We start from the raw sequence: 15760 nt of genomic DNA, 5'->3' as shown, positions 1-15760 counted from the left end.
AGCATAAAACACAAAAAAATGATTAAGAACGATTTATTCCTACGCGCATTAAAAGGCGAAACAGTTAAACGTCCACCAGTTTGGATGATGCGTCAAGCCGGGAGATATTTACCAGAATTTAGAGCTATCCGCGATAAATATGATTTCTTCACACGTTGCGAAACTCCAGAACTAGCAGCCGAAATTACGGTTCAACCTATAAGAATCGTAAAACCAGACGCCGCTATTTTATTCTCGGATATCTTAGTTATACCAAGAGCAATGGGGATTCATGTAGATTTAAAAGACAATATTGGTCCAATAATTCCAAACCCAATTCGCACAGCAGAGCAAGTAAACCAAGTTATTGTACCTAATATTGAAGAAACTTTAGGTTATGTGATGGATGCTATTAAATTAACCAAAGAAATTTTGGATAATGAAGTGCCATTAATCGGTTTTGCAGGTTCGCCATGGACCATTTTCTGCTATGTAGTAGAAGGTAAAGGCTCTAAAAGTTTCGATATTGCAAAGGGATTTTGCTTTTCAAATCCAGTGGCAGCCCATATGTTATTACAAAAAATCACAGATACTACAATTCTATATTTAAAAGAAAAAGTAAAAGCAGGTTGTAACGCCATTCAAATTTTCGACTCTTGGGGAGGCATGTTGTCTCCTACAGATTATACCGAATTTTCTTGGAACTATATCAATCAAATCATTGAAGCTATAGCTGACGAAACTGAAGTTATTGTTTTTGGAAAAGGATGTTGGTTTGCACTTGGTGATATGGCAAAATCAAGAACATCAGCTATTGGTGTTGACTGGACTTGTTCGCCAAGAAATGCTCGTTATTTAACAGGCGGGAATAAAACATTACAAGGAAATTTCGATCCTTCTCGTTTGTTGTCACCAATTCCTGTGATCAAAAAAATGGTACACGAAATGATCGACGAATTCGGAAAAGACAACTATATCGTAAATTTAGGACACGGTATTTTACCAAACATTCCTGTGGATCACGCTAAGGCTTTTGTTGAAGCGGTTAAAGAATACAAATCATAATACAAAGAATTAGAAATAAGCATTTGGATTTTGTCTTTGTGCTTAAAACACAAATTCAATGAAAAATAAATTTTATACCTACATACAAACTTTACAAGATCAAATTTGTAAAGGTTTAGAAGATCTTGACGGCGTTGCTAAATTCCGTCAAGATTTGTGGGACCGACCAGAAGGTGGTGGAGGAAGAACGCGCGTAATTGAAAACGGAACCGTTTTTGAAAAAGGAGGTGTCAATGTTTCTGCCGTTCACGGAAAATTACCAGATACCATGCAAAAAATGTTTGGCGTGGGCGAAGCAGATTTTTTTGCTTGTGGATTAAGTTTGGTAATTCATCCTAAAAACCCAATGGTTCCAACCGTTCACGCAAATTGGCGTTACTTCGAAATGTATGATGACAATGGAAACGTAATTAACAGTTGGTTTGGAGGCGGACAAGATTTAACACCTTATTATTTGTTTGAAGAAGATGCAATTCATTTTCATCAAACGTGTAAAACGGCTTGCGACAAACACAATCCAGCGTTTTATCCCAATTATAAAAAGAAATGCGACGAATACTTTTGGAACGCACACCGATTTGAAGCTAGAGGAATTGGTGGATTATTTTTCGATTATCTAAAAGCTACAGAAGAACAAACGATGGAAGATTGGTATAACTTTGTTTCAGGCGTTGGAAATTCCTTCTTAACTGCCTACATACCAATCGTTGCAAAACGAAAAGATTTACACTTTACAGACGCAAATCGTACTTGGCAAGAAATTCGCCGTGGTCGTTATGTAGAATTTAATTTGGTGCACGACAAAGGAACCTTATTTGGATTAAAAACCAACGGAAGAATTGAAAGTATTCTAATGAGTTTGCCACCACACGTGCAGTGGGTCTATGATCACCACCCAGAAGCTGGTAGCGAGGAAGAAAAATTAATAAAAGTATTAAAAAATCCGGTTGAGTGGGTAGTTTCTTAATGCGCTATACTTATATAAATTATTACAAAAATATTTTAAAAGTCTAAATATGAAAGCAAAACTATCAATTTTATTACTCCTAGTTTCCTTATTTGCTTTTTCTCAAGTTGAAGAAAGTAAATTAGATGCCTTAATTCAAAACACTTTAAAAACTTTCGATGTTCCTGGAATTTCTGTCGGAATTATCAAGGATGGAAAAGTAGTTTATTCGAAAGGATTTGGTGTTAGGTCGCTAACTACAAATCAAGCAATGAGCGATGAAACTTTGGTGGGAATTGCTTCCAATTCAAAAGGTTTTACTGCAACCGCATTAGCCATTTTAGCAGATGAAGGAAAGTTAAATTTTGATGATAAAGTTTCGAAATATATTCCCGAATTTCAAATGCACGATGCTTATGTTTCACAAGAAGTAACCATTAAAGATTTAATTACACACAGAGCCGGACTTGGTTTAGGACAAGGCGATTTAATGTTTTTTCCTGAAGGTGGAAGTCTTACGGTAAATGATATTATTCATAATGTAAGATATTTAAAGCCTGAAAATTCATACAGAAATACTTTAGATTATAACAATATAATGTTCATTGTTGCCGGAGAAGTTATTCACCGTGTTTCTGGTTTAACTTGGGCAGAATTCATCGAACAAAAAATAATGCAACCTGTTGGCATGACTTCAAGTTTTGGAAGTTATAACAGAGCAAAAGCTGCTAATGTTTCAAATATTATCGATGCTCACGCGCCAGTTGATGGAAAAGTAGTTGCTGTACCGCACGACTGGAATGAAACTGGAAATGCAGCTGGTGGAATCATAAGTAATATTAAGGACATGAACATTTGGGCTGAATTCTTACTAAATGGTTTTACTACAAAAGAGGGTGTAAAATTGGTTACAGACAAACAAATCTATCAATTATGGAATCTTCAAATTGCTACACCCGTTGCTTTGAAAAATCCTTATGATTCTAACTTTAGTGGTTATGGATTGGGTTGGTTTTTAACGGATGTAAAAGGTCATAAACAAGTGTATCATACCGGCGGATTAATAGGAACAGTTACACAATTTACTTTAATTCCAGATATGAAATTAGGAATTGTGGTTTTGACCAATCAACAGAGTGGCGCGGCATTTAGTGCGATTACTAATGCCATTAAAGATGCTTATTTAGGTCTTGAAGATAGAGATTGGTTGAAGAATTTCAGTGAAAGAATGGCAAAAGTCAATGCCAAGTATGATAAAGAAAAACAAGACGTTTTTGCTAAATCAGAAGCTTTTAAAAAAGAAAAGAAAAGCCAAATTAAAAACGAACAAATCACAGGAACTTATACAGATTTATGGTTTGGTGATGTTACAATTTCAGTCGATGGAAAAACAATTCGCTTGAATTGCGCAAATTCACCAAGATTAAAAGGGGAATTAATTCCATATTCTCCAAATGTTATGGTGATTAAATGGGACGACAGAAGTTATGACGCTGATGCATTTGTCAACTTTCAAATGGATGAAAATGGCAAAGCGCAAGGAATGAAGTTGAAACCAATTTCGGGCGTAACTGATTTTAGTTTTGACTTTGAAGATTTAGATTTGCAGAAAAAGAAATAAAAATAACGCTCGTTTTGAGCAATAAAATAAAGAATATGTTTCCATTACACAGAGGCAGAAGATTAAGAACAAACGAATCAATTAGAAGTCTTGTTCGTGAAACAAGTTTGAGTCCGGCTGATTTTATGTTTCCAATGTTTATTGCGGAGGGCGAGAATTATAAATCTGAAATTCCTTCAATGCCGGGAATTTTCCGTCGTTCGATTGATTTAACAGTGGAAGAAGTAGAAGAACTTTTTGCATTGGGAATTCGTGCGGTAAACATTTATGTAAAAGCAGACGAATCTTTAAAAGACAACACTGGTAAAGAAGCTTGGAATCCAGAAGGTTTAATGCAAAGAACCATAAAAGCAATTAAAAAAGCGTGTCCGGAAATGATTGTAATGCCTGATGTGGCTTTAGATCCTTATTCTATTTATGGTCACGATGGAATTATTACAAAAGGTGCTATTGCAAACGATGCAACGAACGAAGCCTTAGTGAAAATGGCAATTTCGCACGCCGGAGCCGGAGCCGATTTTGTAGCGCCAAGCGATATGATGGATGGTCGTGTATTACGTTTACGCCAAGGTTTAGATGCTGCAGGATTTGAAAATGTTGGGATTATGAGTTATTCCGCAAAATATGCTTCTGCATTTTATGGCCCGTTTCGTGATGCTTTAGACAGTGCACCAAAAGAAAACAAAGATAATACTGAGCTTGCCGAAGTGCCTCAAGATAAAAAAACCTATCAAATGGATTATGCCAACAGACTTGAAGCGATTAAAGAAGCTTTATGGGATGTGGAAGAAGGTGCAGATATGGTAATGGTAAAACCTGGAATTGCTTATTTAGATATTGTTCGTGAAGTTAAAAATGCAGTGAATGTTCCGGTAACTGTTTTTCATGTATCTGGTGAATATGCAATGATTAAGGCTGCAGCCGAAAGAGGTTGGTTAGATCACGATAAAATTATGATGGAGCAATTAATGTGCATCAAAAGAGCTGGAGCAAGTTTAATTTCGACATACTTTGCCAAAGAAGCAGCTGTTTTGTTGAACAATAAATAGAAATAAATTTGTAACTTTGCGTTAGTATTATTATAAAATATATTTAAAATGAAGACTATATTAAAATCACTAGCACTTTTCGCTTTAGCAATCAGTTTAACTAATTGTGGTGAGAAGAAAGAAACGGATGCGATGGGAAATACAATTGAAGAAACGCCTGTCGTAGTTGAAGAAACTGCAGAAGAAACGGTTGACCCTCAATTAGCACTTGGAGCAGAACTTTTCAAAGGAAAAGGAACTTGTACAGCTTGTCATAAAGCAGACGAAAAAACAGTTGGTCCTTCTATGAAAGAGATTGCAAAAATTTACAAAGAAAAAGGAGCAAGTATTGCAAAATTCATCAATGACGAAGGAGAACCCTTAGTAGATCCTTCTCAGTACGAAGTGATGAAAGCGAATTTTGTAATCACAAAAGCAATGACGCAAGAAGAAAGAGATGCATTAGATGCTTACGTGATGAGTTTTCAATAAGCAATTATTCAACAACTAATCTAAAACCTACGCGAGGAATGTTTTCAATCCTTACGTAGGTTTCTTCTTTAATTATTTTTCGTAACCTACTGATAAAAACATCCAAACTTCTTCCTAGAAAATAGTCATCACTTCCCCACAATTCTAATAAGATTTTTTTTCTCTTTAAAACAGCATTCGGATTGTCTAAGAACATTTTAAGCAAGGAAGCTTCTCGCTCAGTTAAAGTAATATTCTGTTGGTCTGATTTTAAAACATAATTTTCGGGTTCAAAATAGAAACTTCCAAAAGTATATTGTTTCTGAGTCGAATTATCGGTTGATTTTTGGCTTCTGTTTAAGAAAATTTCAATTTTTAAAATTAGTTCTTCAATAGAATACGGTTTTATCAAATAATCATCCGCACCTAGTTTCAATCCTTTAATTCGATCTTCTTTCATTGTTTTTGCCGATAGAAATATGATGGGAATTTCTTGATTTCGCTTTCTAATTTCTATCGCAATTTCAAAACCATCCATATCTGGAAGCATAATATCCAAAACACACAAATCAAAAGATTCCTTACAAAACAATTGAAAAGCTTCTTTTCCATTATTGCAATGCAGCACATCAAAATGCTGTTCTAAATTATCGGCAGTTAAAAACGCTAAAGTTTCATCATCTTCTACATATAAAATTCGCTTCTTACTCATAATCATTTTTGTTTATTTGGACGGAAACTGTAATTCCTTTCACTGCGTTATTTTTAACCGAAACTTTCCATTTATGCCATTCACAAACACGTTTCACATAAGACAATCCAATACCAAAACCTTCAATATCTTTGTTGTCTAAACGCGTTACTCTATAAAACTTATCAAACACAAAAGGCAAATCATTTGCCGGAATTCCAACACCATTATCTGATAAATTCAATTGCAAACTTTTTTTAGTTTCCTCCGCTGAAATTGAAATAATTGTGTTATTCTCTGAATATTTAACCGCGTTATCTACAATATTATATAACATATTATAGAAGTGAAATTCATCAGCTTTGACGGTATAATTCTTGTCGAAATTCATTTCAATTGCGATATCTTTTTGATACTTCAACAGAATGTTTTCTTTAACTAAATCAAGAACCGCTTTTAAATCTAACTTGGTTTTATCTATCATAACCTGATTGTGATCGGTTTTAGCGAAATATAAAATCTGCTCTATATGTTGGTTTAACTTATTACTTTGATTGATAATAATTTGCATGTATTTCGAGAGTTTCGGATGCTCCTTGATTTCATTTTGTGAGTTCGCATAATTGGAAGCAATCAATATTGATGCCAATGGGGTCTTGAATTCGTGTGTCATGTTATTGATGAAGTCTTTCTGTAAATCGGTATATCTCTTTTGTCGCAACATTAAGAACACTGAATAGACATATATGATCAACACAAAAAACAAAACAGCGGTGAAACCCCAATATTGACTTAAACTCTTAAAATAAGTTTGTTTAATATATGGGAAACGAATAGCGAAATAATAGGTTAATTCCGTGTTTTTAGGAAAACAATCTTCACACATTTTCGATTTTTCTCCTTTAAAAGAAACATAATCGCCATAGACCATAGATTCTGAAGTACAATCATATATAGCATACTCAAAATCTAACTCTAATTTTACCTTCTCAAATTCTGTTTTTAAGTAATGTTCTAAAATTTGATTTTCGAAATCGTCGTTAACATTGACAATAAAATAATTTTCACTTACCTTTTTAATTAGATTAGTGGTCGGTAACTCTGTTTTGTTATCTCTATAAATGCGCTCAACCACATCTTGTAGCGCAAAATGAATTTTATCTTCTACATCCTTTTTTTCAAAGACATAAGCTTGATTTAGCAGAAACAATTGCATAAAAATTACACCCACAATTGCCAGTAAACCCAGAAAAATAACGGTCTTGAATCTATTAAACTTCATAATTACAACGATATTACAAAAAAAAGAAAGGTAAAAAAGAGTTGTTAACAAGTCATTAACAATCATTAAAATATAATTAACAACAACTTTTAATTGTTTTTCTACATTTGTGAAACAAAAATAAAATAACAAAAACAATATACCGTATGAAATCAATTAAATTATCCATTGTAGCCTTATTTATTGCTTCTGCATCATTTGCGCAAGTTAAAGACGCAAAAATTGAAACGGCTAAAGCAATGGCTGCACCAGTGGTAGCAACGGCTGCACCAAAACAATCAGTGATTAAATGGGATGAAGAAATGCATGATTTTGGTGATATTGAAAAAGGAAAACCAGTTACTTATGAGTTTTCTTTTGTAAATACAACTAAAGAAACTATTTTAATTACTAGTGTAAGACCAGCTTGCGGATGTACTGCTGCAAATTACACAAAAACACCAGTAAAACCAGGAGAAAAAGGAATGGTTGCTGCAACATTTAATGCTGCTTCACCTTCAACTTTTCAAAAATCGGTTACTGTAATGACAAATGAAGGCGGAGTAGAATCTGTTAAAACATTGTCTTTCAAAGGAAAAGTTATTGATACGCCTGCAACAGAACAAAAAGCAGCTATCAAATCATAATATTATTAATTCAATTTTTTACATCTTAAAAAACCATCTGATAACTCAGGTGGTTTTTTTATATTTACTAAATGAAAACAGCTATAATAAAAACACCGTTAGGATATATCGAAATCTCTGGTGCTATCAATGGAATTTCGAAAATTCAAATTCTTACTGATCCTGCAGAAATTACGACGGTATTACCGGATGAATTAAAATCAGCTGTAGCACAACTTCAAGATTATTTTAATGGAAAAAGAACTACATTTTCATTCAAAATGAATCCTGTAGGAACTGAATTTCAACAACGAGTTTGGCAAGAATTGCTAAATATTCCTTTCGGAAAAACGTGTTCCTATTTAGAACTATCAAAAAAACTTGGCGATGTAAAAGCAATCCGAGCCGTAGCAAGTGCTAATGGTAAAAACCCACTTTGGATCGTAATTCCATGTCATCGTGTCATTGGTTCAGATGGTTCATTAACTGGATATGCAGGCGGACTTTGGCGCAAGAAATGGCTACTAGATCACGAAAATCCAGTCAAACAAGAAAGTTTATTTTAATTCCTTGAAATACTTATAAGTTTTGACTAATTTTATAAAACAATTTTATAATTCTAAAAATGAAATTTCTTTTAAAATTCTTCAAATGGTTCGCTATTATTTTGATAAGCATCATTATTTTAATGTACATTTTTGATGTTGATTATTTGCTTCGAGCCGTAAAAACCATTTATTTCAAAGGTTATACCACAGCTTTTTTAGAAGATTATAAAGACTTTCCCAATAGAGCTATCAAAAAAGGAACTGCGCAACCGTGGGCAACTTCTTCCGACTATAATAAAGTAGAATCCACAGAATTATTAAACAAAACACACAAAGAACTTCAAACTGTTGCTTTTTTAATTATAAAAAGCGATAGCATTTTCCACGAAAGTTATTTTGATGGCTTTGACAAAAATTCCAAAACCAATTCCTTTTCCATGGCGAAAAGTGTCGTTACTATGGCTTTGGGAAAAGCAGTTATGGATGGGAAAATTAAAAGTTTAGACCAAAAAGTAATCGATTTTTTTCCTCAATTGAAAGGAGAATTTGCAAAAGAAGTTACCGTTGGCGATCTATCGTCAATGGCTTCTGGATTAAATTGGGATGAAAAATATTACAGTCCTTTTTCAATAGTAACGCGTGCTTATTTTGATGATGATCTAAAAGAAGTAATATTAGGGTTAGAAATCAATGAAAAACCAGGAAAATCCTTCAAATATTTAAGTGGTGCTACGCAATTATTAGCGATGTGTATTGAAAAAGCTACTGGAGAATATTTATCCGATTATGTTTCAAAAAACTTTTGGCAACCTATGGGTGCAGAAAATGAAGCACTTTGGCAATTAGATCATGAAAATGATGGAATTGAAAAAGCGTATTGTTGTATTGCAAGTAATGCCAGAGATTTTGCACGATTTGGAAAACTCTACAAACAAAATGGAAAATGGAACGGCCAACAACTTTTAGACAGTGCTTTTGTAAAAAAAACCATTACACCTAGATTTGAAGCAAGCCCAGAATATGGTTATGGTTGGTGGATGGCGAAATTTTTAGGCAAAGATATCTATTACATGCGCGGACATTTAGGCCAATTTGTAATTGTAATTCCAAAAGATGATTTAATTATTGTTCGTTTAGGTCATTTAAAAGGCGTTCAAACATCATTTGACCCACACAGTGAAGATTTATATATTTATATAGAAGAAGCTTATAAAATGTTAGATAAACGAAGTAAATAAGGCAATTAATAGTTTTTAATTACTTTTTTGGGCGTTACCACAAGGGTCAGGCTGTCCGTTCTATCTTTTTATTTTTGAAAAAAAAACAAAAAGGATGCCACTTCCATCCTTAACGCAGCCCTGCTTTTTCATTTATATTTTTACAAATTCCAGATAAAAACAGACTTATAGAAAACCAGCTAAACACTGCAAAAAAATAAAATTAGAAATTTAAAAATATTAGTACCTTTAATCTAGCAATTTATCGTTAAAATAAAATTGAAACACCATGATTGAAAAATTAAACCTCAACAACATTCTCTTTTTAGATATTGAAACAGTTCCTCAAGAAACTAGTTATTTAGGAATGGACGAAGAAACCAAGGCGCTTTGGGAAAACAAAACGCAATACCAACGCAAAGATCAAGTTACCGCCGAAGATTTTTATGAACGTGCAGGGATTTGGGCCGAATTTGGTAAGATTATCACTATTTCAGTTGGTTATTTTGTTAATAAAGCAGATATAAGAAACTTTAGAGTAACAAGTTTTTTTGGTGACGAAAAGAAAATATTAAACGATTTTTCCAATTTATTAAATACACATTTCAATGGTGCTCAACATCTCTTATGTGGTCATAACGCTAAAGAGTTTGACATTCCATATATTGCCAGAAGAATGATTATCAACGGAATAGCGTTACCAAACAAACTAAATTTATTTGGTAAAAAACCGTGGGAAGTGCCGCATTTAGACACATTAGAATTGTGGAAATTTGGGGACTTTAAACATTTTACTTCTTTAAAATTACTTACAAAAGTATTAGGCGTTCCTTCTCCAAAAGATGACATCGACGGAAGTGAAGTGGCGCGCGTTTATTACATCGAAAATGATATTGATCGCATTGTAACCTATTGTGAGAAAGACGTAATTGCTGTAGCACAAGTTTTTCTTCGCTTTAGACGAGAAGAATTATTAGTAGAAGCTGAAATTATTCATATATAAAAAAAGGAGCTTTACAGCTCCTTTTTTTGATTTATAACTTAAGTTGTTATTTACTAATTACAATTTTCTTGTTGGTTTTACCTAAATTATTTTGAATGGTTAACATATAAATTCCGTCAGACAAATTTTCTTCATTTAAGGTTTCAATCGTGTTTGAAGATACTTTTGAAACCACTTTTCTTCCTTGCACATCAAATAACTCATAAGTCGTATTGTCCGCCGGACTTCCTGATGAATCAATGTTAATAATTCCTTTTGTAGGGTTTGGATAAATCTTAATTGATGACAAACTAACACTTTGCGTACTTAACGATTGCTCAATAGCACAGATTGATAATGAAACTGAATTTATAACTCCTCCATCACCATTAAAGGGATCAACTACGCGTAAAATCCATGTTCCATCTGCCGGTAAATTATTAAATGCTGCTAAGTAATCTTTTGGCTTAACTATTCCTGTAATAGATGGCGCACCTGATCCACAAGTAAAATCAACACCATCGTCATCCAAAGTACAAACAATATTATCATTGTCACCACACGGTTGATCAAACAGAGTAATAATTGGACTTCCAATTGCTGCTGGACCTTCTAAATAATAATTCATATCTTGAATGTACGTGTGCGAAATATCTAATGTTACATTGATATCGCCAATTGTTAATCCGCCTGTAACCACAATTGGAATCGTTGCTATGCTATTTGCGGTATTTGCAATTATAGCATCTGTAAAGTCCGTTGCTGTAAATGTATTTCCACAGACAACTTTTCCAGTTCTAAAATTGTTAATCGTGGCGGCGGTCGCTAAAGCTGTTCCACATCTATTAGTTGCAACAACTCTCCAGTAATAAGTTGTTTCAGGAGTTAAACCAGCTATTAAATAACTTGTATTTGCTGTTGTAATATTTGATTGATAGCTTGCGAAATTTGACTGTGTAGAAACTTGTAGGTTATAAGATTCTGCATTTACATCGGATTCCCAGCCAAATAAAGATGTAGTTGCAACTGTGTTCACGTTATTTACTGGACTTGCCAATACAATAGGTTGAAAAGAAGCTGCATAAACTCTTAATTGTTTAAAGCGAGTTTCCACTTCAATTCCGTTTGATCCAGAAATTCCCACCGAATAAATTCCAGGTTGCACAGCTGCTAATCCCGAAATGGTCATAGTAACTGCTCCATTTTGGCTAAGTGAAGTTGGACTAAATGTTGCGATTGCCCCTGCTGGTAATCCTACCGCTGAAAAATTGGTATTCATAGTTCCTGTTTGTTTATAATCAAAAGTATAAACCGCATTTTCATTGGCGCATAAAATTAAATCATCCGATTTAGCCGTAATTGCAAAATCAGAAATAATGCCAGTTGCAATTAACGAATAATTTTGAGAGCCTGTTTGCAAAACCCCTTTATGCGTAATTGTAATTACGTATTCTCCGGCAGCTGGTGCATCAATTTTAACTACTTCAATATTATCTACGTTATTATCGCCTGTTCTATCAGCTAATGCAGTTGGGCTTGCTTGTAATTTCCACGGAAAAGAAGTAATTCCATCTTTAGATATTCTAACGTCTAAATCGTTTACCAAGACAGGCTTTGAAAAGTTATCGCCATTATTTCCATTATTGGCTTCACCAGGCAAATCCGTCCAAGTAATTGATGCTATCAAAGGTGTTGTTCCGTCTGATTTTACAGTCATAGTATAGGTTTGGCCTTGCACTAACTTATTTTCAGAAACCCAAGAAATTAGTCCATTTCCAGACAAGGTTTCAACTGCTTTTTTCGCATTTAATAATCCCCAACCAAATTTAGCATCTGGTCCTGCATTTCCAGCATCATCTGCTGTATGACAAGCCAATCCTCTAAGTGTAGCCGATTTCATAAAATTATTTGTTAAGTTTTTATGATGCTGCTGCACTAATAATAACGTTCCGGCTACATTGGGACCGGCCATTGAGGTTCCTGAATAAGAGGCTGTTGCGGTATTACTTGTCGAAACAGTAGAAGTAACATTAGTTCCATTTCCGGTAATGTCTGGTTTAATTCTTCTATCATCTGTTGGTCCTTGACTACTGGATGAATTTATAAAAACACTTGATAATGAACCGTCTGGGTTAATAGCCGCATCTTGCGCGTTAGCTACAATAAGCGAGTTTTTTGCTGTTTTATTACCATTTAATTTATCATAACCTGCTGCTATTGGATTTGTATTATTATCGTTATTTCCATCATTGCCGGCAGACATTACTGGCAAATAATAAGGAGACAAATATGAAATTTCATCCCAATTTCTTGCGTCGTCGGTATAAGCTCCAATATACCATGCCGGCAAAGCTGAAGCACCTGAACCAATTGGCACACCATATGAATGATTAGAAATAACCATTCCCAGAAGTACTTCAGAAAGGGCTTCCGACTCATCATTATCCCAAAAAAATGTTCTAGCTGTTGCTGATGAAGCCATCCCTTTTACACTAGCAGAAATTGTATTCCATGGTGCCGCAATCATAGTTCCTGTTACGTGGGTAGCGTGATCACTATAAGTTGTTCCTGTCGGATTATCAACGGGGGTTACTCGTCCATCAAATCCATTATGAATTTTTCTTACAGTTCCTCCATCCCACACTCTCGCCACCATTCCTTGCCCATCTAACGTTAATCCTAATCCGCCACCAGTATTTAAGAAATTTGCTCGTGTAGATTTAGCAGCATTTACATTTGTTGTACTATAATAAAGTGGAAATCCATCAGGTGTTAATTTCATCAATTCTTGAAATGAACCATTTTCTCCTTTAATTATTATTGGCCATCCGTTTCTGTTAGCAGCTGCTATTGCTCTTGTTTTTTCTGTCTCCTCGAGTTTTTGGAAGTAGGTAATTTTTTCTTGGATTTTTTCTACCGCATACTCTTTTGTAATTTTAGTAACATCCTCTTTTGTTTGAGAAAAAGAGAAAGCGACAAAAAACGCAAAGAATGAAGTGAATAATTGTTGTTTTTTCATTATATGGGATAAATAATTATTAATACACGAATCAAATATATAATTATTTTAGAATATTATAAAAAAGTTTTATTTAAAACAAATGTTAATTATTTACAATATGTACATGTAAAATTTATTTAACGCTCGTGCAACTGGAATTTGATTCACAAGGTTATTAAAAAACACAACAAAATAATCGCTGCTCTTGTTTAAATCGCTTTTTTCTAAAAGTAAATCGCTTTTTTTTACTTTAACATGAAATGACTTGGTATTTAATAAATTTTAAACTTAATTTGAATAAAATAGTGTAACTTTAATTTTTTAGGCTAGCATTTAAAGTTTGAATATTATTCATCACAAAGTGCCTACAAAATTTTATTTCACTTATATTTTATTTCAAACTCGTAAATGTTTTACTATTGTTAAGAAGTAGTCTTTTCTTTTTTATTTGTTTCGCTTTTTCATTTTGTTGTTTAGCGCAAGAAAATGAAACGAGTTATTTAAATGGTTTTATAGAACAAAATAAAGTAAAAACAAACGAGAAAGACTTAACACAAGCCTTTCGCATAGCTTTAAAAAAACAAAAAACAACAATTAGAAAAACGACTATTGAAATTGCGTATGCCATTTTGCTTGCCGACTTACATTTTAAAAAGGTTGATCAACTAAATTCAAAAAGTGACTTACTATACAAAGAAGCTATTTCAAAATCCGAAAAAATTAATACCGATTTGTCCATTTGGACCAATACAAATTACGGATTTTACTTGTATAGTAATAATTTGTACAAAGATGCACTGCCCTATTTCCTTGCGGCATCAAAATTAATTGAACTATCAAACTCTAAATTTACACTTCAAACTACTGATGTTTTTAAAAAAAATGCATTCTATTTTGGAACAATTCAAGATTACACAAAAGAGGCTACTTATCTTAAAAAAGCATTGCGAGTAACCGATGAAAGTTCGTCAGATTATGGCACGCTTTTAAATAGTTTAGGTAAAAATTATGCTAACAACGGTAACAATCAGCTTGCTAAAAAATATTATAATGAAACGCTACGAATTTCAAAAATTAATAATGATGAAGTTCGTTACGCAAAAGCACTGGGCGATTTAGCAAATCTTTTTGAACAAAATAAAAATTGGGAAAAGGCTGAAGAATACCTACTACGAGATATTGCGATTTCTAAAGAACATAATAGTCAACGCAATACAATGTTTGCCCAAATACAGTTGGGAAATCTATACTACAAGAAAAACAATTACGAGCAAGCACTTAAATTTTTAGATCCTGCAGAAAATTATGCCAATTCTAAAACTAATTTAAAAGGTTTTGAAGAACAGATTGCTAAGTTAAAATTAGCCATCGCCATAAAGCAAAAAGACGATAAAACAGAATTAGAACAAAGACGGAAACTTGACACACTTTCTTTATTGGTTTCAAAAACACAAGGAGAACAAGTAATTAACAGTATCAATTTAGAAACGGAAAAAGAAAATATCAAATTAAGATTAGCTGCTGAAAAACTAAATACGGAAAAACAATTATTAATTAGAAAAATTGGGCTAATGATAAGTCTTGTTTTATTAGCTATTACAATACTACTCTTTATAGTTTATAGAAGAAAAGTTCAACAGCAACAAGTTGATTTTGATCAAAAAATTCTTTCGTTTCAAATCGACAAGATAAATTCTAAAACACAATTAGACCAATCTAACAATTCACTATCAGACTACAAAGCATTTTTAATCGAAAAGAACAAAGAAATTAAAGCGCTAGAAGAAGCTATTTTTAAAAAAGAAAACAGTAACGAATCGGTTCATAACCAAGAAAATTATAAAAAATCACTTCTTTCTCATTTATTAACGGAAGATAATTGGCTACTTTTTAAAAGTGAATTCACAATAGAACAAAATGAATTTTATAAAAACACTATTGAAAAATATCCTACTTTAACAGAATCGAATTTGCGTTTAATTATGTTAATTAAGATGGGTTTAACCAACTTAAATATTGCCAATTTACTAGGTGTCACCACAGATGCTGTTAAAAAAGCGAAGCAACGAATTAAGAAGAAACATGAAAATATTTTAAACGAGTTAGAATAAAAAACGCCCAAGAAAACTACAAATGTTTTACTTGGACGTAGAAATATTTTTTTTCTTGATTCGTTGCTTTTCTTCTTTGAATCGGAATTTTTCAAATGTATTTGATTTTACCTTTACAACCTACAAATTTTCAAAATAGAATAAGTCAAAGATTATCAAAAGAACATGTTGAAAAGTAATAACGTAACTTAAAACTGCAACTAAATCAAAGCA

The 15760-nt window shown here is 33.1% G+C and carries 13 protein-coding genes; 10 read left to right on the top strand and 3 right to left on the bottom strand.

The annotated features are described in order from the left end of the window. Window positions 1-18 precede the first annotated feature (18 nt). The 5 genes from hemE to T1L09_RS12205 are packed head-to-tail and all read left to right on the top strand — an operon-like array spanning window position 19 to window position 5131. Entirely contained in the window at window positions 19-1044 is a 1026-nt protein-coding gene (gene hemE / locus T1L09_RS12225; protein WP_322551250.1) for a uroporphyrinogen decarboxylase, read from the top strand. 58 nt (window positions 1045-1102) lie between these two features. Further along, complete coding sequence (gene hemF / locus T1L09_RS12220; protein ID WP_322551249.1) at window positions 1103-2011, top strand: oxygen-dependent coproporphyrinogen oxidase; 909 nt, start codon at window positions 1103-1105, stop codon at window positions 2009-2011. Between the two features lie 49 nt (window positions 2012-2060). After that, window positions 2061-3611 carry a serine hydrolase gene (locus T1L09_RS12215; protein WP_322551248.1) on the top strand — a complete coding sequence of 517 codons (1551 nt, stop codon included), beginning with the start codon at window positions 2061-2063 and terminating at the stop codon, window positions 3609-3611. Between the two features lie 35 nt (window positions 3612-3646). Beyond that, window positions 3647-4660, top strand: coding sequence for a porphobilinogen synthase (gene hemB / locus T1L09_RS12210; protein WP_322551247.1), 1014 nt, complete (start codon window positions 3647-3649; stop codon window positions 4658-4660). A 48-nt stretch (window positions 4661-4708) separates the two neighbouring features. Next, a complete protein-coding gene (locus T1L09_RS12205) occupies window positions 4709-5131 on the top strand; it encodes a c-type cytochrome (RefSeq protein ID WP_322551246.1) in 423 nt (140 codons plus the stop codon). A 4-nt stretch (window positions 5132-5135) separates the two neighbouring features. Here the strand turns inward: T1L09_RS12205 and T1L09_RS12200 are convergent, their stop codons facing one another. Both T1L09_RS12200 and T1L09_RS12195 read right to left on the bottom strand, forming a co-directional pair. Then, the gene (locus T1L09_RS12200) at window positions 5136-5822 is read right to left on the bottom strand and encodes a response regulator transcription factor (protein ID WP_322551245.1); all 687 of its coding nucleotides are present in this window, start codon (window positions 5820-5822) and stop codon (window positions 5136-5138) included. Beyond that, a complete protein-coding gene (locus tag T1L09_RS12195; protein WP_322551244.1) occupies window positions 5815-7083 on the bottom strand; it encodes a sensor histidine kinase in 1269 nt (422 codons plus the stop codon). Before T1L09_RS12195 ends, T1L09_RS12200 begins: the two co-directional genes overlap by 8 nt. Before the next feature lie 146 nt (window positions 7084-7229). On the opposite strand from T1L09_RS12195, the gene T1L09_RS12190 reads away from it, so the two are divergent. The 4 genes from T1L09_RS12190 (at window position 7230) to T1L09_RS12175 (ending at window position 10456) form a co-directional block, all read left to right on the top strand. After that, window positions 7230-7709 carry a DUF1573 domain-containing protein gene (locus tag T1L09_RS12190; protein WP_322551243.1) on the top strand — a complete coding sequence of 160 codons (480 nt, stop codon included), beginning with the start codon at window positions 7230-7232 and terminating at the stop codon, window positions 7707-7709. 71 nt (window positions 7710-7780) lie between these two features. After that, on the top strand, window positions 7781-8254 hold the full coding sequence (locus T1L09_RS12185) for a methylated-DNA--[protein]-cysteine S-methyltransferase (protein WP_322551242.1): 474 nt from the start codon (window positions 7781-7783) through the stop codon (window positions 8252-8254). A 59-nt stretch (window positions 8255-8313) separates the two neighbouring features. Continuing rightward, a complete protein-coding gene (locus T1L09_RS12180) occupies window positions 8314-9474 on the top strand; it encodes a serine hydrolase domain-containing protein (protein WP_322551241.1) in 1161 nt (386 codons plus the stop codon). A gap of 268 nt (window positions 9475-9742) precedes the next feature. Then, window positions 9743-10456: a 3'-5' exonuclease gene (locus tag T1L09_RS12175; protein WP_322551240.1), complete on the top strand. Its 714-nt coding sequence runs from the start codon at window positions 9743-9745 to the stop codon at window positions 10454-10456. Between the two features lie 46 nt (window positions 10457-10502). Here the strand turns inward: T1L09_RS12175 and T1L09_RS12170 are convergent, their stop codons facing one another. Further along, window positions 10503-13454, bottom strand: coding sequence for a S8 family serine peptidase (locus T1L09_RS12170; protein WP_322551239.1), 2952 nt, complete (start codon window positions 13452-13454; stop codon window positions 10503-10505). 401 nt (window positions 13455-13855) lie between these two features. Here T1L09_RS12170 and T1L09_RS12165 point away from each other — a divergent pair, with 401 nt between their 5' ends. Beyond that, a complete protein-coding gene (locus T1L09_RS12165) occupies window positions 13856-15547 on the top strand; it encodes a tetratricopeptide repeat protein (protein ID WP_322551238.1) in 1692 nt (563 codons plus the stop codon). Window positions 15548-15760: the final 213 nt, after the last annotated feature.

It is taken from the genome of Flavobacterium psychraquaticum (assembly GCF_034497725.1).
GTDB lineage: Bacteria > Bacteroidota > Bacteroidia > Flavobacteriales > Flavobacteriaceae > Flavobacterium > Flavobacterium psychraquaticum.
The sequence above is the reverse complement of the archived record's forward strand: the minus strand, read 5'-3'. Positions and strand labels throughout refer to the sequence as shown.

Coding starts and splice junctions, on each gene's coding strand:
- hemE (WP_322551250.1), top strand. CDS start 19: ATGATTAAGAACGATTTATTCCTACGCGCATTAAAAGGCGAAACAGTT.
- hemF (WP_322551249.1), top strand. CDS start 1,103: ATGAAAAATAAATTTTATACCTACATACAAACTTTACAAGATCAAATT.
- T1L09_RS12215 (WP_322551248.1), top strand. CDS start 2,061: ATGAAAGCAAAACTATCAATTTTATTACTCCTAGTTTCCTTATTTGCT.
- hemB (WP_322551247.1), top strand. CDS start 3,647: ATGTTTCCATTACACAGAGGCAGAAGATTAAGAACAAACGAATCAATT.
- T1L09_RS12205 (WP_322551246.1), top strand. CDS start 4,709: ATGAAGACTATATTAAAATCACTAGCACTTTTCGCTTTAGCAATCAGT.
- T1L09_RS12200 (WP_322551245.1), bottom strand. CDS start 5,822: ATGAGTAAGAAGCGAATTTTATATGTAGAAGATGATGAAACTTTAGCG.
- T1L09_RS12195 (WP_322551244.1), bottom strand. CDS start 7,083: ATGAAGTTTAATAGATTCAAGACCGTTATTTTTCTGGGTTTACTGGCA.
- T1L09_RS12190 (WP_322551243.1), top strand. CDS start 7,230: ATGAAATCAATTAAATTATCCATTGTAGCCTTATTTATTGCTTCTGCA.
- T1L09_RS12185 (WP_322551242.1), top strand. CDS start 7,781: ATGAAAACAGCTATAATAAAAACACCGTTAGGATATATCGAAATCTCT.
- T1L09_RS12180 (WP_322551241.1), top strand. CDS start 8,314: ATGAAATTTCTTTTAAAATTCTTCAAATGGTTCGCTATTATTTTGATA.
- T1L09_RS12175 (WP_322551240.1), top strand. CDS start 9,743: ATGATTGAAAAATTAAACCTCAACAACATTCTCTTTTTAGATATTGAA.
- T1L09_RS12170 (WP_322551239.1), bottom strand. CDS start 13,454: ATGAAAAAACAACAATTATTCACTTCATTCTTTGCGTTTTTTGTCGCT.